The 18195-nt window shown below is 73.5% G+C and carries 16 protein-coding genes and 2 pseudogenes; 10 read left to right on the forward strand and 8 right to left on the reverse strand.

Translation table 11 applies throughout. The features are described from left to right. Window positions 1-21 precede the first annotated feature (21 nt). The gene (locus ACFYE1_RS09400; RefSeq protein ID WP_387742128.1) at window positions 22-162 is read right to left on the reverse strand and encodes a hypothetical protein; all 141 of its coding nucleotides are present in this window, start codon (window positions 160-162) and stop codon (window positions 22-24) included. 182 nt (window positions 163-344) lie between these two features. Here ACFYE1_RS09400 and ACFYE1_RS09405 point away from each other — a divergent pair, with 182 nt between their 5' ends. The 3 genes and pseudogenes from ACFYE1_RS09405 to ACFYE1_RS09415 form a co-directional block, all read left to right on the forward strand. After that, a complete protein-coding gene (locus ACFYE1_RS09405) occupies window positions 345-533 on the forward strand; it encodes a hypothetical protein (protein WP_387742130.1) in 189 nt (62 codons plus the stop codon). 79 nt (window positions 534-612) lie between these two features. Continuing rightward, window positions 613-1092: pseudogene (locus tag ACFYE1_RS09410) on the forward strand (gamma-glutamyl-gamma-aminobutyrate hydrolase family protein); the annotation flags it as partial. 305 nt (window positions 1093-1397) lie between these two features. Continuing rightward, window positions 1398-1664 (forward strand): annotated as a pseudogene (locus ACFYE1_RS09415) (SDR family NAD(P)-dependent oxidoreductase); the annotation flags it as partial. A 78-nt stretch (window positions 1665-1742) separates the two neighbouring features. Here ACFYE1_RS09415 and ACFYE1_RS09420 read toward each other — a convergent pair. Together ACFYE1_RS09420 and ACFYE1_RS09425 are read right to left on the reverse strand one after the other, a co-directional pair. Continuing rightward, window positions 1743-2429: a DUF899 domain-containing protein gene (locus ACFYE1_RS09420; RefSeq protein WP_387742132.1), complete on the reverse strand. Its 687-nt coding sequence runs from the start codon at window positions 2427-2429 to the stop codon at window positions 1743-1745. A gap of 23 nt (window positions 2430-2452) precedes the next feature. Beyond that, window positions 2453-3004, reverse strand: a complete 552-nt coding sequence (locus ACFYE1_RS09425; protein WP_387742134.1) for a dihydrofolate reductase family protein — start codon at window positions 3002-3004, stop codon at window positions 2453-2455. Between the two features lie 106 nt (window positions 3005-3110). Here ACFYE1_RS09425 and ACFYE1_RS09430 point away from each other — a divergent pair, with 106 nt between their 5' ends. Continuing rightward, on the forward strand, window positions 3111-3734 hold the full coding sequence (locus ACFYE1_RS09430) for a TetR/AcrR family transcriptional regulator (RefSeq protein WP_387742136.1): 624 nt from the start codon (window positions 3111-3113) through the stop codon (window positions 3732-3734). Between the two features lie 83 nt (window positions 3735-3817). On the opposite strand, the gene ACFYE1_RS09435 is transcribed toward ACFYE1_RS09430, so the two are convergent. After that, window positions 3818-4888 (reverse strand): threonine aldolase family protein, encoded by a 1071-nt coding sequence (locus tag ACFYE1_RS09435; RefSeq protein WP_387742138.1) that lies wholly within the window; start codon window positions 4886-4888, stop codon window positions 3818-3820. Between the two features lie 101 nt (window positions 4889-4989). Between ACFYE1_RS09435 and ACFYE1_RS09440 the strand changes: the two genes are divergently transcribed. The 4 genes from ACFYE1_RS09440 to ggt all read left to right on the forward strand — a co-directional run bounded on the left by ACFYE1_RS09440 (window position 4990) and on the right by ggt (window position 11588). Beyond that, complete coding sequence (locus ACFYE1_RS09440) at window positions 4990-5388, forward strand: NUDIX hydrolase (RefSeq protein WP_387742140.1); 399 nt, start codon at window positions 4990-4992, stop codon at window positions 5386-5388. Window positions 5389-5541: 153 nt separating this feature from the next. Next, complete coding sequence (locus tag ACFYE1_RS09445; RefSeq protein WP_387742142.1) at window positions 5542-6015, forward strand: DUF2867 domain-containing protein; 474 nt, start codon at window positions 5542-5544, stop codon at window positions 6013-6015. A gap of 131 nt (window positions 6016-6146) precedes the next feature. Next, the gene (locus ACFYE1_RS09450; protein ID WP_387742144.1) at window positions 6147-9692 is read left to right on the forward strand and encodes a proline dehydrogenase family protein; all 3546 of its coding nucleotides are present in this window, start codon (window positions 6147-6149) and stop codon (window positions 9690-9692) included. A 45-nt stretch (window positions 9693-9737) separates the two neighbouring features. Continuing rightward, window positions 9738-11588: a gamma-glutamyltransferase gene (ggt, locus tag ACFYE1_RS09455; RefSeq protein ID WP_387742146.1), complete on the forward strand. Its 1851-nt coding sequence runs from the start codon at window positions 9738-9740 to the stop codon at window positions 11586-11588. A gap of 111 nt (window positions 11589-11699) precedes the next feature. Here ggt and ACFYE1_RS09460 read toward each other — a convergent pair whose 3' ends face one another. Next, window positions 11700-12881 (reverse strand): hypothetical protein, encoded by a 1182-nt coding sequence (locus tag ACFYE1_RS09460; RefSeq protein ID WP_387742148.1) that lies wholly within the window; start codon window positions 12879-12881, stop codon window positions 11700-11702. 326 nt (window positions 12882-13207) lie between these two features. Between ACFYE1_RS09460 and ACFYE1_RS09465 the strand changes: the two genes are divergently transcribed. After that, window positions 13208-13876 carry a hypothetical protein gene (locus ACFYE1_RS09465; protein WP_387742150.1) on the forward strand — a complete coding sequence of 223 codons (669 nt, stop codon included), beginning with the start codon at window positions 13208-13210 and terminating at the stop codon, window positions 13874-13876. 220 nt (window positions 13877-14096) lie between these two features. Here ACFYE1_RS09465 and ACFYE1_RS09470 read toward each other — a convergent pair whose 3' ends face one another. The 3 genes from ACFYE1_RS09470 to ACFYE1_RS09480 form a co-directional block, all read right to left on the reverse strand. After that, entirely contained in the window at window positions 14097-15488 is a 1392-nt protein-coding gene (locus tag ACFYE1_RS09470) for a sensor histidine kinase (protein WP_387742152.1), read from the reverse strand. Then, a complete protein-coding gene (locus tag ACFYE1_RS09475) occupies window positions 15485-16102 on the reverse strand; it encodes a response regulator (protein ID WP_387742154.1) in 618 nt (205 codons plus the stop codon). Before ACFYE1_RS09475 ends, ACFYE1_RS09470 begins: the two co-directional genes overlap by 4 nt. A gap of 206 nt (window positions 16103-16308) precedes the next feature. Continuing rightward, a complete protein-coding gene (locus tag ACFYE1_RS09480; protein WP_387742156.1) occupies window positions 16309-17268 on the reverse strand; it encodes an AfsR/SARP family transcriptional regulator in 960 nt (319 codons plus the stop codon). Between the two features lie 319 nt (window positions 17269-17587). Here ACFYE1_RS09480 and ACFYE1_RS09485 point away from each other — a divergent pair, with 319 nt between their 5' ends. Then, the gene (locus ACFYE1_RS09485) at window positions 17588-18139 is read left to right on the forward strand and encodes a hypothetical protein (RefSeq protein WP_387742158.1); all 552 of its coding nucleotides are present in this window, start codon (window positions 17588-17590) and stop codon (window positions 18137-18139) included. Window positions 18140-18195 lie beyond the last annotated feature (56 nt).

The raw sequence follows: 18195 nt of genomic DNA on the forward strand, positions 1-18195 counted from the left end.
GAGGAGTCCTCGCCGAGGGTCCTAGTGGGTGAGGTCGATGGCGACCACGCCCACCGCGATGATCAGGGCGGCGGAGACGAGGAAGCCCGCCGTGATGGCGATCAGGGCCCAGGAGCGGGCGGGGCCGGAGCGGTCGGGTGCTGATGAGCTGGTCTGGTTCATGCCCACCATTCTGCGGCATCCGCAGGACCGGCTCCACCGCGACGCGGTCCTGTGCGCCGTTCGGCGATGGCCAGGCCGCGGGCCGTAGGGTCTTGACGGGGCACGGGGCAGCCCACAGACTGTGACCACTCAAGCCAAACGTCTGTTTTCAGACCTTTGTGGCACTCCGGAGGCATCGTCCCATGCCCGAATTCCCGGCACAGCCGACCCGCACCGACGAGGACGTCCCGCACCCGCGCAACAACCGGATGCTCACCGTCGAGCAGCTGCGGGAGCACGTCGCCGACGGGCTCGTGGACACCGTGGAGCCGGCGGCCTTCGAGGCCGCCGTCACCGACGGGGAGCTGCGCCGTGGCTTCGAGCACCTCTGAGCCGGGCGGCACCGGGTACCGGCCGCGGATCGCCCTGACCACCTACTACCAGGAGGGGTCCTGGGGGGTCTGGACCTCCGTGGCGGCCATCGTCCCGGGCGCCTACGTGGAGGCGGTCGCCGCGGCCGGGGGCACGCCTCTGCTGCTGCCCCCGGTGGGCACGGACCCTAGGGTTCTCGAGCTCGTGGACGGGCTGGTGGTCATCGGCGGAGTGGACGTGGACCCGCGGTTCTACGGCGCCGAACGGCACGAGCTGACCTCGTCCCAGCCCTCGCGCGACCAGCACGACCTCGCTCTGACCCGCGCGGCGCTGGAGCGCGGGGTGCCCCTGTTCGCGATCTGCCGCGGCGCACAGATCCTCAACGTGGCGCTCGGCGGCACGCTGATCCAGGACCTGCCGGACGTCAACGAGGGCGCCGCGCGCTACCAGCCCGGGCCGGGCCGGTACGGGGAGGTCGAGTTCGCCACCGCGCCGGGCAGCCGCTGCCGCGAGCTGCTCGGCGAGACGGCGTGGTCCCCGTGCTACCACCACCAGGCCCTGGAGACAGTGGCCGAGGGGCTGGTGGTCACTGCCCGCGCGGCGGACGGGACGGTCGAGGCCGTCGAGACCACCGGGGCGGCTGGACGCTCGGCGTGCAGTTCCACCCCGAGGAAAACCGGAAGGACCCCCGCCTCTTCGAGGGCTTCGTCCGCGTGGCGCACGGCTATGCGCAGGACCGCGTCCGCCAGGACCGCCCCGGGAAGACCGGCCGGGCAGACCACGCTCTGCAGCGAGAGGACACCCGCATCCCATGACCACCACGCAGATCATCGACCCCGCCACGGAGGAGGCTGGAGCCCGCCGTGCGGGACTTTGCCTGCGGGGACCCGTGGCGGAGGGTGCAGGAGGTCGACCTCACCAGCGTCTTCCACTGCTGCAAGCACGCGATCCCGTACATGCGGGAGCAGGGGAAGGGCTCCGTCAGCAACACCGCGTCCTTCGTGGCCGTCATGGGCACGGCGACCTCCCGGATTTCCTACAGCGCCTCCAAGGGCGGCGTGCTGTCGATGAGCCGGGAGCTGGGCGTGCAGTTCGCCCGGGAGAGGATCCGGGTCAACGCGCTGTGCCCGGGCCCGGTCTCCTGGCCGGTCAGCCGTGCGACCGCCGTCCCGGCCGGGTTGTCGACGGTGCGGCCGCGGACGCATCTGTCCGGTGGCGCACCGGTCTTCTCACGACTGCGCGCCGTAGAGCGCGGCGACGTCCTCGGACCCGAGCCACCCGCTGTAGGCGGGCGACTGCGGCCAGCCGCCGGGGGAGTCCTGCCACTCCTCCTGGCGTCCCCAGGGCAGCAGGTCGATGAGGGGGAAGGTGTGGCTGACCTGCTCGACGCCGCGGCCGCTGCTGTGCCAGGTGCGGTAAACGGTGTCACCGTCCCGGAAGAACACGTTCAGGGCGAAGCCGCCTCCCGGAGGTGCTCCGACGTCGGCGCCGAACGGGCTGCCGGCGGTCGAGTACCAGGTCATGCGGTTGCCGACGCGGCGGCGGTAGGCGAGGGCTTCGTCGATCGGGCCCTGGGTGACGACCACGAACCGGGCGTGGTAGTTGTCGAGGAAGTCCAGGCGGGTGAACTGCGAGGTGAAGCTCGTGCACCCCCCGCACTGCCAGGTCTCGCCGGGGAACCACATGTGGTGGTAGGTGATGAGCTGCCGCCGTCCGTCGAAGACGTCGGCGAGCCGCACCGGCCCGTCCTCGCCCTCCAGCGTGTAGTCCGGCAGCTCGACCATGGGCAGCCGGCGGCGCTGCGCCGCGATGGCGTCCAGCTCGCGGGTGGCGGCCTTCTCCCGGGCGCGCAGCGCGTCGAGCTCCCGCTGCCAGGTGTCCTGATCGACGACGCGGGGTCGTCCTCCGTCGTTCATGGCATGACCTCCTATGCTCGGCCTCAGGCGGGCCGGTACGCGGCGTAGGTGACCCCGGACCCGAACGACCGCGCGTCGAGCAGCCGGAGCTCCGGGATGGCATGACCGTCCGGGAACAGCCGCCGCCCGCGGCCCTGGACGGCGGGGTAGGTGAACAGCCGGTACTCGTCGACGAGCCCGGCAGCGATGAGGGCGTGGACCAGGGTGATGCTGCCGGTGCAGACGATGTCCTGGCCGGGCCGGTCCTTCAGGGCGCGCACCTGCTCGAGGGGGTCGCCGGCGAGGACCGTCGAGTTCTGCCACTGCGGTTCCGTCATGGTCGAGGACACGACGTACTTCTGCACCTGGTCGAGATACTCGGTGATCCCCGTCGTGTCGTCGCTCTGCAACGGCCAGTAGCCGCGGAAGTCCTCGAACGTCTGCCGGCCGAGGAGGCAGGCGTCGGCCTCCTGGTCCTGCTGACGGGTCAGGGCCAGATACTCCGGGTCCGGCTCCCCGGAGGGATCGAACCAGTCGTCGAGCATCTCGACCGCGCCGTCGAGAGTGACGTTCTGCGTGATGACCAGGGTCCGCATGCCGGGACTCCTTCGTCCGTGCCCAGGCGGTGCGCCGACGTCAAGTGGACACCGTGAACAAGTAGAGTGTCTACACCGTACACACCGGCTGGCAGGAGGGTCAAGGGTGCCGCGCACACGGGACACCTACCACCACGGCGATCTTCGCAGAGCGCTGGTCGACGCCGGTCTCGCCGCGACGCGGGGGCGGGGAGCGACGGCCCTGGGCCTGCGGGAGGTCACGCGGCAGGTGGGGGTCTCGCCGAACGCCGCGTACCGGCACTTCGCCGACCGGCAGGCCCTCCTGTTCGCGGTCGCGCGGGAGATCCAGGACCGGATGGCCGAGCAGATGCGGGCGCGGATGCCCGCTCCGGGGGACATCGCTCCCCGGGATCGGGCACGGCTCCGGCTCCGCGCGGTGGGACTCGGCTACATCGCCTTCGCCGTGGCCGAGCCGGGGTGGTTCGAGACGGCCTTCTTCGGGCCCGGGGGAGAGCCGGAAGGCGTGCTCCGGGACGCCCATGACCGCCTGCCGCCGCCGTTCGCGCTGCTCGTGGAGGGGCTCGACGGCTTGGTCGAGGCGGGAGGGCTCTCCCGCGAGCGACGCGAAGGCGCGGAGTGGGCGTGCTGGAGCGCCGTGCACGGCTTCGCGGAGCTCGTGGTGCACGGCCCCCTGCGCGGGCAGCGCCCGGAGCAGATCGACCGGTGGGCGGAGCGGGTCGTGGACGACATCATCTCCGGGATCGCCTGAGCCCGTCGGGGGAGGACCCCGGGGCCTGCGCCACCCCGCGGTGACGCCCCTCGGTCGGCCTGACCTCCGGCGGCGTCCCAGGATCAGCGGGCGGCGACCATGCCCTCCCGCAGCGCCGCCACGAACCCGTCCACGTCCTCCTCGGTGGTGTCCCACGAGCACATCAGGCGGACCTCGCCGACGGCCGGGTCCCACACGTAGAACGGCCAGCGCTCCTGCAGCCGGGCCGTGGTCCCGGCCGGGAGCACCGCGAAGACCGCGTTGGCCTCGGGGGTCTGCGTCACCCGGGCGCCGGGGACCTCCGCGATGCCGGCCGCGAGCCGCCGGGCCGTGGCGTTGGCCCGGCGGGCCGCCTCGAGCCACAGGTCCTCCGTGTGCAGGGCCAGCAGCTGCGCGGACACGAAGCGCATCTTCGAGGCCAGCTGGGTCGAGAGCTTGCGCACGAACCGGGGCTGGCGCACGGCGTCCGGGGTGAGCACCACGACGGCCTCCGCGCCCATCAGCCCGTTCTTCGTCCCGCCCCACGAGACCACGTCCACGCCCGCGTCGGTGGTCAGGGCCCGCAGCGGGACGTCCAGGGCGGCGGCGGCGTTGGCGAGCCGGGCACCGTCCAGGTGGACCGTCAGGCCCAGGCCGTGCGCGTGCTCGCAGACCGCGCGCAGCTCCTCGGGCGTGTAGACCGTGCCGAGCTCGGTGGACTGGGTGACGGTGACGACGCGCGGCTGGGCGTGGTGCTCGAAGCCGAAGCCGTGCGCCTCCCGGTCGATCAGCTCGGGGGTCAGCTTTCCGTCCGGCGTGGGCACCGCGAGCATCTTCACGCCGGCGAGCTTCTCGGGGGCACCGCACTCGTCCACGTGCGCGTGCGCGGTGGCCGTGCAGATCGCGGCGTCCCAGCGGTCGGTCATCGCCGCGAGCGCCACGACGTTCGCGCCCGTGCCGTTGAACAGGGGATAGCACTCCGCCTGCTCTCCGAAGTGCCGGCGTGCCACGTCCTGCAGCGCCTCGGTGTAGGGATCCGCGCCGTAGGCCCCCACGTGGCCGCCGTTGGCGGTCGCGAGGGCCTGGAGCACCTCGGGGTGGACGCCCGCGTGGTTGTCGCTGGCGAAGCCCTTCCGGGCGGGGTCGTGCAGGCGGGACAGGACGGAGTCGGTCACGGGTGGCCCTTCCGGTGGGTGGCGGTGTGCTGGGCGGCTCTCGCACTCTACTCGTGCCCCTGCACCGCAGGACCCGGCGCGGGCCCCGATAGGGTCGGATCATGCGCATCGTCCGGGCCGCCGCGGCGGTGGTCGTCCGGGAGGACGGCCGGCTGCTGCTCGTCCGCCGGGGCAGGGAGCCCCAGCGCGGGCGCTGGAGTGTGCCGGGAGGGAAGGCGGAGCCGGGCGAGACCGTGGCGCAGGCGGCGGTCCGCGAGACGTTCGAGGAGACCGGGGCCCGCGTGCGCGTCGAGCGGGAGCTCGGGACGGTCCGCGTTCCGGGTGGCGCGGAGATCGTGTACGAGGTGCACGAGGTCGCGGCCACCTTCCTCGGCGGGACGCTGCGCCCGGGCGACGACGCCGACGCCGTGCGCTGGGTCGCCCCGGAGGAGCTGCCGGGGCTCGAGACCACCGACGGCCTGCTGGAGCACCTCGCACGGTTCGGGATCCACGCGGCCTGAGTTCCCCGGCCCTGCCCGGGCGCGTGGTCCCCGGACCCGCCCGGGCGGGAGCACCGTGCGCCGCGACCGGGCGCACCCGGCCGGACCGGATCGCCGGAGTCCGTTCCCGCCCGGTCTCTCGTCCGGGCCCGGAGCGCGTGCTTGGATAGGGGCATGGCACAGACGCGGGGCTTCTACGTCGACACCGTGGAGCGCACGACCACGGCGGACCGGGACGCGGTGTGGGCGGTCGTCGAGGGCATCGGCGGCGAGCGCGGCTGGTACAGCACCGACCGCGTCTGGGCCGCCCGCGCCACGGCCAACCGCCTCGGTCTCCCGCCCGGGCGGCTGCGCCACCGCGAGGACCCTGACCACCTGTCGGCCGGGGAGCGCCTGGACTGGTGGACGGTCGAGGCGCTCGAGCCGCCGCGGCGGCTCCGGCTGCGGTCCGTCGTGCGGATGCCGGGAGACGCCTGGCTGGACATCTGCCTGGAACCGGGAGCGGACGGCGCCCTCGTCTACCGCCAGACCACGGTCTTCCGCCCGGCGGGCGCGGCCGGCCGGGCCTACTGGTACGCCATGCTCGCGCCGCACAAGGCCGTCCTGGGCCGGCTCGCCACGGACATCCTGCGGCAGGCGGGCGGATAGGGCTCTTCCGCCGCGACCGCTCCGGCCGTAGCGTGGACTCACCGGCCAGCCTGACGCCCGGTGGACGCGGCCGGTGGCCGAGGGAGTGCCTCGGCACCGCTGCCGGGCGGAGCCTCCAGGAGAGTGCCGCCATGACCGCCGACGCCCCGTCCGTCCCCGACTCCCGCGCGCTGGCCGACGATGCCGTCGCCCTGGTCCGCGAGTGGCTCGTCCGCGCCGCCGAGGGCCGGCGGCACCGCGACGGCGCCGCCGACCGGCTCGCCACCGTCCTCCAGGACCCCCACGGGCTCGAGTTCACCGTCGGCTTCGTGGACCGGGTGGTGCGCACGGAGGACGTGCGGGCCGCCGGGCGGGCGCTGCATGCGCTCGCCGAGATCGTGCCCCGCACCATGTCCGCGGCGGACCGCACCCAGATCCGGCTCGGGGCCGCCCTCTCGGCCTCGGCGCCCCGGGTGGTCGTCCCGGCCGCCCGGACCAGGCTCCGCCAGCTCGTGGGCCACATGATCGTCGACGCCCGGCCCAAGCCGCTGGGGCAGGCGGTGAAGCGGCTGACGGCCCAGGGTCACCGGCTCAACATCAACCTGCTGGGCGAGGAGGTCCTCGGCGAGGAGGAGGCGGACAAGCACCTCGCCGACGCCGCCGCGCTGCTGGACCGGGACGACGTCGACTACGTGTCCGTCAAGGTCTCCTCCGTGGTCCCGCAGCTGTCCCACTGGGGCTTCGAGGAGACCGTGGCGAAGGTCGTCGAGCGGTTGCTGCCCGTCTACCGCGCCGCCGCCGAGGCCCCGGCCGGGAGCAAGTTCATCAATCTGGACATGGAGGTCTACTCCGACCTGCACCTGACCACCGAGGTGTTCACCCGCCTCCTGGAGCACCCGGAGCTGCGGGGCCTCGAGGCGGGGATCGTGGTCCAGGCCTATCTGCCGGACGCGCTCGCGGTGGTCCGGCGGCTCTCGGTGTGGTCCGCCGCGCGGGTCGAGGCCGGGGGCGCGGGGATCAAGGTGCGGCTCGTGAAGGGCGCGAACCTCCCCATGGAGCGCGTGGACGCCGAGCTGCACGGCTGGCCCCTGGCCACGTGGAGCAGCAAGCAGGAGACCGACACCAACTACAAGCGCGTCCTCGACTGGCTGTTCGTGCCCGGGCGGATGACGGGGCTGCGGCTGGGGGTGGCCGGGCACAACCTCTTCGACATCGCCTTCGCCCACCTGCTCGCGGAGCGCCGCGGGGTGACGGACCGGATCGAGTTCGAGATGCTCCAGGGCATGGCGGTCGAGCAGGCGCGGGCCGTGAGCGCCGACGTCGGGCAGCTGCTGCTCTACGTGCCCGCCGTGCGCCCGGCCGAGTTCGACGTGGCGGTGTCCTACCTCGTGCGCCGGCTCGAGGAGAACGCCTCGCACGAGAACTTCATGTCGGGGATCTTCGAGCTGGCCCCGGACAACGACGTCTTCACGCGGGAGGAGCAGCGCTTCCGCGCCGCCCTGGAGGCGCTCGACCCGCAGGAGGACACGGCCCCGGCGCCCGCCCGCGCCCAGGACCGCACCGCGCCCGGCGCCGGATCCGCGCACCTGCCGCTGGAGGATTCCTTCCGCAACGAGCCGGACACCGACGTGTCCGTGCCCGCGAACCAGGCGTGGGCGGACGAGATCGCGGCCCGGATCACGGACCGGCAGTGGTACGAGGCCCTGCCCGTGCCCGACCCCGTCGGCGCGGAGGACGTCGAGCGGCTCGTGCGCACGGGGCGGGACGCCGCCGAGGGGTGGCACGCCCGCGGCGCCCGGGAACGCGCGGAGATCCTCAACCGGGCGGCCGACGTCCTGGCCGCCCGCCGCGGGCACCTGCTGGCCGTGGCTGGCGCGGAGGCGGGCAAGACCCTGGGCCAGACGGACCCGGAGGTCTCGGAGGCGATCGACTTCTGCCGCTGGTACGCCCGCCGCGCCCTCGAGCTCGAGACCGTGGACGGCGCCCGGTTCGTCCCGGACCGGCTCGTGCTGGTCACCCCGCCGTGGAACTTCCCGCTGGCGATCCCCACCGGGTCCACGGTTGCGGCCCTGGCCGCCGGCGCCGCCGTGCTGCACAAGCCCGCCCCGGAGGTCCGGCGCTGCTCGACCGCCGTGGTCGAGGCGCTGTGGGAGGCCGGCGTGCCGCGGGACGTGCTCCAGCTCGTCGACTCCGTCGAGGGGGAGGTGGGACAGGCCCTCGTCTCCCACCCCGGGGTGGACCGCATCGTCCTCACCGGCGCCTACGAGACGGCCCGGCTCTTCCAGTCCTGGCGGGCGGGACGGCCGATGACCGCGGAGACCTCGGGCAAGAACGCCCTGGTCGTCACCCCCAGCGCGGACCGGGACCTGGCGGTGTGGGACCTCGTGACCAGCGCGTTCGGCCACGCCGGGCAGAAGTGCTCGGCGGCGTCCCTGGGCATCCTCGTGGGGAGCGTGGCGGAGTCCGGGCGGTTCCGCCGGCAGCTGCTCGACGCCGCGTCCTCGATGGTCGTGGACTGGCCGCAGAACCTGCAGTCCTCGGTGGGCCCGGTGATCGCGGAGCCCGGCGAGAAGCTGCACCGTGCCCTGACCCGCCTCGACCCGGGGGAGCAGTGGCTGCTCGAGCCGCGGCAGCTCGACGACACCGGGCGGCTGTGGCGGCCCGGGATCAGGACGGGAGTGGCCCCGGGCTCCTTCTACCACCGCACCGAGTGCTTCGGCCCCGTCCTGGGGCTGATGGAGGCCACTGACCTGCAGGAGGCCATCGAGCTGCAGAACGCGGTCGAGTACGGGCTGACCGCCGGGCTGCACTCCCTGGACCCCGACGAGGTCAGCACGTGGCTGGAGCTCGTCGCGGCGGGCAACCTCTACGTCAACCGCGGCATCACCGGGGCGATCGTCCAGCGCCAGCCCTTCGGCGGCTGGAAGAGGTCCTCGGTGGGCCTGGGCGCCAAGGCCGGCGGACCGAACTACCTGGTCCAGCTCGGCTCGTGGCACAAGGCCCCGTTCGAGGAGGCCCCGACCGGGGAGGGCTCGTCCGCGGAGGCCGGCACCGAGCTCTCCGAGTCGGTCGCCCACCACCTCGCCGAGCTGCGCCCCCTCGTGCCCGAGGCGGACGCCGCCTGGCTGACGGCCTGCGCCGAGCAGGACCAGGCGTGGTGGGACCGGGAGTTCGGCCGCGCCCACGACCCCACCGGTCTGCAGTCCGAGGCCAACCTGTTCCGCTACCGCCCGCGCAGCGTCGTCGTGCGCGCGGCCGAGGACGCCCCGCTCACGGACGTGATCCGGGTGGGGCTCGCCGCGGTGCGCTCCGGCGCGCGCACGGTCCTCGCCCCCGCGGCGGAGGTCCCCGCGGAGGTGCAGGGACTGTTCCGCTCCGTGCTGGACCCCTGCGGGGACGAGGCGTTCGCCCGGGTCGCCGCGGACTGGTCCGATCCGAGCGGGGCCGGGCGGATCCGGGTGGTGGGCACCGCGGCCGGCCTGGCCGAGGCGCTCGCGGAGCGGCCCGAGGTCGCGCTGCTCGCCGGTCCGGTGGTCGGCGCCGCGCGCGTGGAGATGCTGCCGTTCCTCGCGGAGCAGGCCGTGTCCGTCACGATGCACCGTTTCGGCAACCGCTCGACCGACGCCGAGTCGGTGGTGCACCGGCTGGTCGCGTCCTCGCCGGGCCTGGGCACGCCGGCGCCGACCGCCGAAATGTAGACATTGCCCCTGGTGGGGCCGGGTCCCCGGTGCCAGGCTGAGCCCATGCGCGCATCCCTGAGGTACCTCGCACTGGGTCTGGCCGGAGCGCTCGGCGTCTCCGGCACCGTTCTCGGCGGCTCCGCGGCCGTCGCGCACGACGGTCGGGAGCACGGGGGCCGGGGCTCGCCCGTCACCGCCGAACTGCCCAAGGTCCCCACCATGACCGGTGGCGGCGGCGCGGTCTCCTCCGTGGACCCCCTCGCGAGCCAGGTCGGCATCGACGTGCTCGAGGGGGGCGGCAACGCCGCGGACGCCGCCGTGGCCGCGGCCGCCGCCCTGGGCGTCACCGAGCCGTACTCCGCGGGCATCGGCGGCGGCGGGTTCTTCGTCCACTACAGCGCGGAGACCGGCGAGGTCCGCACGATCGACGGACGCGAGACCGCCCCGGCGACCTACACCGAGGACGAGTTCCTGGGCGAGGACGGCGAGCCCCTCGACTTCGCCACCGTGGTCAGCTCCGGGGCGTCCGTGGGCGTGCCGGGGACGCCGGCCACCTGGGAGGCGGCCGCCGAGGAGTTCGGCACGATGGACCTGCACCGGCTGCTGCGGCCTGCGGAGCGGATCGCCGCCCGCGGCTTCGAGGTGGACGAGAACTTCCACGAGCAGACGGCCCAGAACGCCGAGCGCTTCCGGATGTTCCCCGAGACGGCCGACCTCTTTCTGCGCGACGGCGAGGCGCCGGCGGTCGGGGACGTGTTCCGCAACCCTGACCTGGCCCGCACCTACCGCACGATCCGGCACGAGGGCGCCGGCGCCTTCTACGACGGGTCGATCGGGGCGGCGATCGTCGACGCGAGCCGCGAACCGGCCACCGCCGAGGGCGTGGAGGTGCTCCCCGGGGAGCTGACCCCCGAGGACCTGGAGTCCTACGAGGCCCTGCTTAAGGACCCGGTCTCCACCGAGTACCGCGGCCTGGAAGTCTACGGCATGGGCCTGCCCAGCTCCGGCGGGATCACGGTGGCCGAGACCCTGAACCTGCTCGAGGCCTACGACGAGCGCACCGGGGCCGGCCTCGCCGAGGTCTCCGAGACCCAGTACCTGCACCGCTTCTCGGAGGCGAGCGCCACGGCCTACGCGGACCGCAACCGGTGGATCGGGGACGTCGAGGGCGTGCCCGTCGAGGAGCTGACGAGCCAGGAGTTCGCCGACGAGCGCGCCTGCCTCTTCGACCCCGCGGCGGCCCGGGAACGCCCGCTCCCGTTCGGGGAGCCCGACGGGGACTACGCCGCGTGCGGGACGTCCGGGGCCCGTCAGCCCGAGCCCGACGGCGGGGTCTCGACCACCCACCTCAACGTGGCCGACCGGTGGGGCAACGTGGTCGCCTACACTCTCACCATCGAGCAGACCGGCGGCTCCGGGATCACGGTCCCGGAGCACGGGTTCCTGCTCAACAACGAGCTGACCGACTTCAGCTTCGCGCCCGTGACCGAGGGCGTGCCGGACCCGAACCTGCCCGGCCCCGGCAAGCGGCCCCGCTCGTCGATGAGCCCCACGATCGTGCTCCGGGACGGGGAGCCGTGGATGTCGGTGGGCTCGCCCGGCGGCGCCACGATCATCACCACGGTGGCACAGATCCTCACCGGCCACGTCGACCGGGACCTCGCCCTCGTCGACGCCGTGGCCGCGCCCCGGCTGAGCTCCCGCAACGGGCGGGAGGAGGTCGACCTCGGCCTGGCCGAGTCGGAGGTCGGCCGGCAGCTGAGCGGGCTGGGCCACGAGCTGGTCCCGCCCCCGCGCCGGTGGATCGGCAACGCCTCCGCCATCCGGATCCTCGGCGACGGCCGCTTCGAGGCGGCGGCCGAGACCGAGCGCGGCTACGGCGGCTCCGCCATGGTGGTGCACCCCGAGCCGTGACCCCGCTCCGCCGGTGACCCCGCTCCGCCGGTGACCCCGCTCCGCCGGTGACGCCGCGGGCCCCGTCCGCGCCGGACGGGGCCCGCGGCGGTCTCCGCCGCCGGGGCGGTGTCAGCGGGTCACCCAGGTCCTGCCGGTCGCGGAGGACCAGTGCACCGTGTACCCGTTGGAGAACCGCTGGCGGACCTCGGTGCCGTTGCGGATCTCGTCGGTGACGGGCATGCCGTGGACGTGCTCGCGCCCCGCCCGGATCCAGGCCCGGCCGATGGCCCCGTGGTTCTTCACGAGGTGGGTGCCGTGGCGGGGTGTCCAGTAGAGGGTGCTCTTGCGGCCGTCCCGGACGAACTCCTGGTAGGCCCCGCCGAGGGCCAGGCCGCCCCGCTCGGCCGTCACGGGCTCGCCGAGGGCAGCGGCGCCGCCCAGCTGCCGGTACTTCCTCGCGATGCCGCCGGCCACCGGGTGGCGCCCGTCCGGGTTCCGGGCGGAGGTCAGGGCCGCGGAAAAGATCGCGGCGTGGTCGTAGGCGTGGTGGTCCGTCCGGGCGGGCACCTGCAGACCGGTGCGGGTGAAGCCCGCCCGCGCGAAGGCCCGCTGCCCGTGGCGGGCGTCGGCCAGGGCGGACCAGGAGGCGGGCTCGGTGGCGCCGGCGACGTCGTCCGCACCGGTGACCCAGCGGACGGGCAGGGATCGCACGGCATGCGACGGGGCGGTCTGCATGTCCCGGGCACCGCCACCGCCGATCACCACGGCACCGCCGCCGCGGATCCAGTTCTGCCGGTCGGCCAGCACCTCCTTGGTGATGAACTGGGCGCCGCCGGAGTAGCCGGCGAGCCACACGTCTGCGGTGTTCAGGCCGTAGCGCTGGACCAGGTGCGCGGCCAGGGAACGGAACCAGTCGCCGTTGGCGTCGATGTCCTCCCACCAGGTGCTGGTGCCGCGCCGGTCGGGGGCGACGGGCACGACCAGAACCATGTTTCGGTCCGCCGCGTGCCGGGCCATGCTCCGCACCACGGAGCTGTCGGGGCGCTGGGCCCAGTACTGGCCGTCGCCGTCGAAGTAGAAGGCCACGCCCACGGGCCGGGAGCGGTCGATGCCGTGGGCGTGCAGGTGGTAGGTCGAGCTCAGGCCGTTCGCCGCGGTGTGGCTGCGGGAGAACGCGGTGGTCGGCGTCTCGCTCGCCCCGGCCGGTCCGGGGGCGAGGAGCAGGGAAGAGAGGGTCAGGGCGAGGACGGCGGCGAGCGCACCGAGGGGCCGTGAGGCCGTGCGGAACCGCCGCGCGATGTGGGGGGCCATTGCGCGTTCCGTTCTGCGGCCCCGCGGGAAGGGGCCGTGGGGTCGAGGAGCGGGGGCCGGCATCGCTGCCCGTCCCGCTGACGGTCATCGGTCGTCCGCTCCGGGCGGACACCATCGATGTCATCAGAGCGAAGATGTCGCTGACCAGGGGCTGGACCGAGAACAGGACGATAGGCGCGAGAGTCTGGACGATCAGCTCGGAGCCCTGGCCGAACGTCCAGCCCGGTCCGGGCGAGCTGTCTCCCGTCTCCGAGTGCCGGGGTGCAGCCCTACGCTGGGACCGGACGGCGCGCCCGGTGCCTCCCCGACCCATCAAGGAGGACCCCGTGTTCAGCCATCCACCCATTGGTCCGCCCGACCCGTCCGCGGCCGTTGCCGGCGCGCCCGCGCTGGACGACCGCTGGCGGGCGGCCACGGCGGGGTGGCGCCCGTCCTCGATCCGCTCCGCCGCCCCCGACCGCGTGTGGGCCTGGGTGCGCCACGCCTGGGAGGGCCTCGACGGCGCGGGCGCCGGCCCGGAGGACGACGGCGCGGTCGGCGGGCGCGTGCGCGACCTGATGACCGTCGCCGCGCTGTTCGTCCTCCAGGAGCGCTTCCTGGCCGTCGCCGCCGGCGAGCCGGCGCCGGCCGAGGGGCCCGACCCCCGCCGGGACGGCGCGCCGCTGGGCGACGACGAGGTCCTGTCGGTGGTGCGGCAGACGTGGGAGGTCGACCCGGCGGAGGAGGGGACGGAGGGGTTCGCGGCGGAGCTGGCAGGCTTCCTGCAGGACCACCTGGACGAGCTCGCCGAGGAGGTCCGCGAGCGGCTGGTGGACCGGCGCGGTCCCACCCAGGTCTTCGCCGAGCTGTGGAGCCTCGAGCACGTGGACGAGCTCGAGCCCGCCGACCAGGACGGGGAGCCGCCGTTCCCGCTCTCCACCGACGACATCGCGTGGATCGTCAGCGGCGTCCCGGGCCCCGAGAAGCACACCGCCTGGGGGTGGCTGACCCGCTGAGCCGGACCCCGGCCACCGCGGTGCCGCCGGAACAAGCGCCCCCGCCGACGACCTCGAGGGACGCCTCCACCTCATCGGCGACGAGGAGACCCGCACGGCCATCGAGGTGTTCGGCACCGAGGTGCGCCGCTGCGTCCAGGACATGACCGCCGACCGGCCCGAGGGCGTCACCGCAGGGCCCTCACCCCGTGCCACCGGCGGAGGCACCGGGACGGGCTGCTCAGAACCGGCTCGTGACCGCGTCCTGGGGCAGGATGGCGAGCACCGTGGTCCCCACCCCCGGCTGTGACCGGACCTCCAGCTCGGCCCCCGCGGCGTCGGCGATGTCCCGCATGATCCGCAGCCCCAGGTGGCCCTCCGGTGAACCCCGGGAGTCGTCGAAGCCCGTGCCGTCGTCCCTGATCGACAGGACCGTGGCCCCGTGCTCCACGCCGAGCCGCAGGCTGACCGTGGACGCGTGGGCGTGCTTGGAGATGTTCGCGAACGCCTCCCGTGCCACCTTCAGGAACATGCCCTCCTGCTCCGGGGTGAGGAGCACGGCGGAACTGATCTGCACGGACGTGTCGATCCCCCGCTGGGCCAGCGGGTCCGCGAGGCGGGCCAGGGCCTTGGGCAGACCCAGGGTCAGCAGGTCCGGCGAGTACAGGGCGGTGGTGATCCCGCGCAGGGTGCGCAGGCTGCCCTGCAGGATCGCCCGGGACCGGCCCAGTGCGCTGCGCTGCTCCGGGACGGCCGCCGTCATCTCCTGGGCCTCCAGGGAGTAGGACAGACCGGCCAGGTCCTGGATCACGTCGTCGTGCAGGTCCCGGGCGACCCGGACCCGCTCGAGCTCGGCGGCGTCGACGGCGTGCTGGAGCAGCTGGGCGCGCGCCGTCCGGTGGTCCTGGATCCGCCGGGCGAGGCCCACGGCCGGGGCGAGCTGCGCCAGCTGGAACAGCGCCAGGGTCAGCAGGAACGCCGGGGCCATGCCCATGAGCACGGAGTGCTGCTCGTCCCGCACGATCGAGTCGTCGTAGTAGGCCTCGAACACGAGCCGCTCGCCGCCGGCGGGGACGAATCCCACGTAGACCTCGACCAGCTGCCCGGCGCCGGACTCGCGCGAGTTCTCCGCGTCCTGATGGTGCTCCATCGTGGCCACTCCCTCGCCCCGGGCCACGAGCTCCTCGTCCCAGGAGGGCGGGCCGTAGTTCTGCCCGATGAGGGATCGCTCGTCGGAGTACAGGACGGTGCCGTCCTCGTCCCAGATCTTGATGCGGTGGATGGTCCCGTCGTGCAGCCACGGCTGCAGCCGGACGTCCAGCTCGGCCGTGGCGGCTGCGTCGCCCGCCAGCAGCTCGTCGGTGATCAGGGGCGCCACGGCGTAGTTGGCCAGTCGCTGGGTGATGCGCAGGACGCTGGCGATGGCGTGCTCCTCGGCCACGGCCCGGATCCACCAGGTTGCGGGCACGGCGACGACGAGCAGCACCACGAGTCCGGTGAGCAGGAACCGCCGGACGGCGGCCCGCACCTCCGACCGGTCCGTGAGCGGCGGCGGCGGGGCCACCGGCCAGTCGGCGAGCAGTGCGGCGGTCTCGGGGCCGGGGCGGTCCGCGCGGTCCAGGATCCGCCTCATGGCCGGGCCGTCAGCAGGCCGAGTCTCGAGGCGACGGCGACCGCCTCCAGCTGGGAGTGGGCCCCCAGCTTGACCAGGATCGCCTTCACGTAGCCGCGGCAGGTGTTCGGGGTGATGCTCAGCAGCCGGGCGTTCGTGCCCACGCTGTGCCCCTGGGCCATGAGGCGGAGGACCTGGAGCTCGCGCTGGGTGAGCGCCGGCACCTCGGCGCCCGCCCGACGGTCCGAGTGCGCGGCCGCGAGCAGCGACGGGTGGACCGCCATCGTGCCGCAGCGGGCGCTGCGGACGGTTTCGAGCAGGGTCGCGAGCGAGCCGTCCTTCGGCAGGAACGCGCAGATCCCGGTGCTCGCCGCGGCCTCCATCACGTGCTGCGTGGGGTCCCCGGTCAGCATGATGATCCGTGTCCCCGGACGGTCCCGGAGGATCCGGGCGGAAGCCGTCACGCCGTTGCCGCCGGAGAGGTGGTAGTCCATGACCACCACGTCGGGTCGCAGCACCGCGCACAGGCGGACGCTCGACTCGACGTCGTCGGCGACGCCGACGCTGTGCAGGTCCGGCTCCTGGCTCAGCGCGCCGGTCAGCAGCTCCGCGAACGTGGTGTGGTCGTCGACCACCAGTATCGAGGTGCGCGTGTCGCACGACCCGTCCGCCCCACCCGACATCTCCGACCTGCTTCCCGGCACACCCTGTACTTCGTACCGGTAGTATGCCGATTGCAAATCATGGACATCAAGCGGGCGGATGTCACCTTTTCGGAGGTTGACAAGGAGGCATTCCATTCGGAAACGCCGTCGGCTGCACCCTCTCACGCCTCCACCCCCTAGGCGGCCGGGCTCAGGGACCGCCCCAGGAAGGACTGGAGCACCGAAGCGGCCTCCTGGCGGGCGAGCGGAGCGCGGGTCCCCAGCACCCAGTCCGTGTCGCCGAGCCGGCCGTGGAGCACCAGCAGCGCCGTCAGAGCCTGCCCCAGCTCGTCGCCGGTCGCGGCAGTAGCCCGCAGCATGCGGGTGTAGGCCGACTGCAGCACCCCGGACGGAGCGCATCCGAGCTCGTGGTCCAGGGTCCGCCGGCACTGCTCGTAGGCCTGCAGGCCCTCGACCGGACGCCCGGCGCCTTCGAGCCCCAGCACGAGCACGGTCCAGGCACGTTCGTTCAAGGGATCGGCTGTGAGCACCTTCCTCGCCTGGATGACCGGTTCCTCGCAACGGCCCAGCTCGAGGCCTGCCTCGGCCAGCAGCACACGGGCCTCGGTGACGCGGTCCGCGAAGGTGCTGCGCTGGGACTCGATCCACTCGCACTCCTGTTCGTTCTCCAGCAAGGAACCCGAAGCAAGGTCCAGCGCGCTGCGGAGCAGAAGATTCGCCTCCCGTGCGGAGGAGCGCCTCGCGGCGTCCAGCAACCGCTCGAAGCGGGGCAGATCCAGGTCCACCATGGAGGCGTCCATGACGTAGCCGCCGTTCGTGGTCTTCAGCGGACCGTGCTTGCCCTCCCCGGGCTGCAGGTGCCGCCGCAGAACGCTGACGTAGCTCTCCAGATTCGCCGAGGCCGCCGCGGGCGCATCGGCACCCCACAGCAGATCGACAAGCCGCTGCTTCGACACCGGCGTCCCCAGCTGCAGAAGAAGGATCTCGAGGATCCGCCGCTGCCGCGGGCCCCCCAGTTCCTTGGACGTCAGGGTCCGGCTCCCGCGCCGGACCATGAACGGTCCGATGACCTGCACCGACAGCCGGGCCCCCGTGGCACCGGCCGCGGATCGAACGTTGATGGTTGAAATATCCATGGTGATCACTCCCCCCGAAGTGACTCCAATATGGCGGGCGGTCCTCGTCGTCCAACAGCCCCGAACAGGGGGGACTGCACCCCCCAATCTGAGGGGTGTGCCATAGGGAACGGTCGGTGCACAGGTCGCCGGCCCCGGGAACACGGGCTTCGGCCGCCAGGCAGCGGCCCGCACGGACCCGGCCGCACCTTTCGATGCCACCGGCCTGCGACATGGAACGTCACGAGCACGGGATGGTTGTCCCCCGACCGGATGACGTGCGGAGGAGCTCGGTCTGCATCGCAATGTTTCTCCAAGGTCCCGTGCCGACCGTGGTGTCATGACCACTCAGGAAGCAACAGCCGTCGCCGACACACCACCGGTCCGGCGGAAGCGCCGACGGTGGATGCTGCCGGCGCTGTTCCTGGTGGCGATCCTCCTGGTGCTGGGGCGCGGCGTCTTCTCCACGGAGCAGGAGCCGAGCACGATGCTCGGCGCCTCCGGGTCCGTGCCCGGAGGGCTCGCGCGTCTCAACGGGGTCATGCCGTACACGCAGTTCGTCGCCCAGGAGGGACGGGACGTGCCGGCAGAGCTCGGCGGAGACGTCCCGAACGGCGCCCACCTGGTGATCGTCCTGCTGGAGCTCACCGCCATGGAGTCCGAAGGACTCCGGTTCGACGCCGACGACTACGTGGTGGAACGGCTCGGGGGACGCACATCGCAGGTCGTCTGGGCGTCGCCGTCCGAGGCGCCGCTCGCGCAGAACGAGACCATTCAGGCGGAGCTGGTCTTCGAGGTGCCCGACAAGGCACTCGAACTGACCCTCGAGGGAGCCGGCGACGTGCGGCTCTCGATGGGCACCGAGCACCACAGCGGCGGCAGTGGACGCTGACCGCACAGAACGACCCGGTCGGGGGACAGGTCGTTCCACCACACGTCTTGTCAAGA

Source organism: Kocuria nitroreducens (assembly GCF_042879195.1).
In the GTDB taxonomy this organism is placed as follows: Bacteria; Actinomycetota; Actinomycetes; order Actinomycetales; family Micrococcaceae; genus Kocuria; species Kocuria nitroreducens.

What these genes read in the sequence shown, in the direction of transcription:
- ACFYE1_RS09400 (WP_387742128.1), bottom strand. Translation starts at nt 162, where the DNA reads ATGAACCAGACCAGCTCATCAGCACCCGACCGCTCCGGCCCCGCCCGC.
- ACFYE1_RS09405 (WP_387742130.1), top strand. Translation starts at nt 345, where the DNA reads ATGCCCGAATTCCCGGCACAGCCGACCCGCACCGACGAGGACGTCCCG.
- ACFYE1_RS09420 (WP_387742132.1), bottom strand. Translation starts at nt 2,429, where the DNA reads ATGAACGACGGAGGACGACCCCGCGTCGTCGATCAGGACACCTGGCAG.
- ACFYE1_RS09425 (WP_387742134.1), bottom strand. Translation starts at nt 3,004, where the DNA reads ATGCGGACCCTGGTCATCACGCAGAACGTCACTCTCGACGGCGCGGTC.
- ACFYE1_RS09440 (WP_387742140.1), top strand. Translation starts at nt 4,990, where the DNA reads ATGCGCATCGTCCGGGCCGCCGCGGCGGTGGTCGTCCGGGAGGACGGC.
- ACFYE1_RS09445 (WP_387742142.1), top strand. Translation starts at nt 5,542, where the DNA reads ATGGCACAGACGCGGGGCTTCTACGTCGACACCGTGGAGCGCACGACC.
- ACFYE1_RS09450 (WP_387742144.1), top strand. Translation starts at nt 6,147, where the DNA reads ATGACCGCCGACGCCCCGTCCGTCCCCGACTCCCGCGCGCTGGCCGAC.
- ggt (WP_387742146.1), top strand. Translation starts at nt 9,738, where the DNA reads ATGCGCGCATCCCTGAGGTACCTCGCACTGGGTCTGGCCGGAGCGCTC.
- ACFYE1_RS09460 (WP_387742148.1), bottom strand. Translation starts at nt 12,881, where the DNA reads ATGGCCCCCCACATCGCGCGGCGGTTCCGCACGGCCTCACGGCCCCTC.
- ACFYE1_RS09470 (WP_387742152.1), bottom strand. Translation starts at nt 15,488, where the DNA reads ATGAGGCGGATCCTGGACCGCGCGGACCGCCCCGGCCCCGAGACCGCC.
- ACFYE1_RS09480 (WP_387742156.1), bottom strand. Translation starts at nt 17,268, where the DNA reads ATGGATATTTCAACCATCAACGTTCGATCCGCGGCCGGTGCCACGGGG.
- ACFYE1_RS09485 (WP_387742158.1), top strand. Translation starts at nt 17,588, where the DNA reads ATGACCACTCAGGAAGCAACAGCCGTCGCCGACACACCACCGGTCCGG.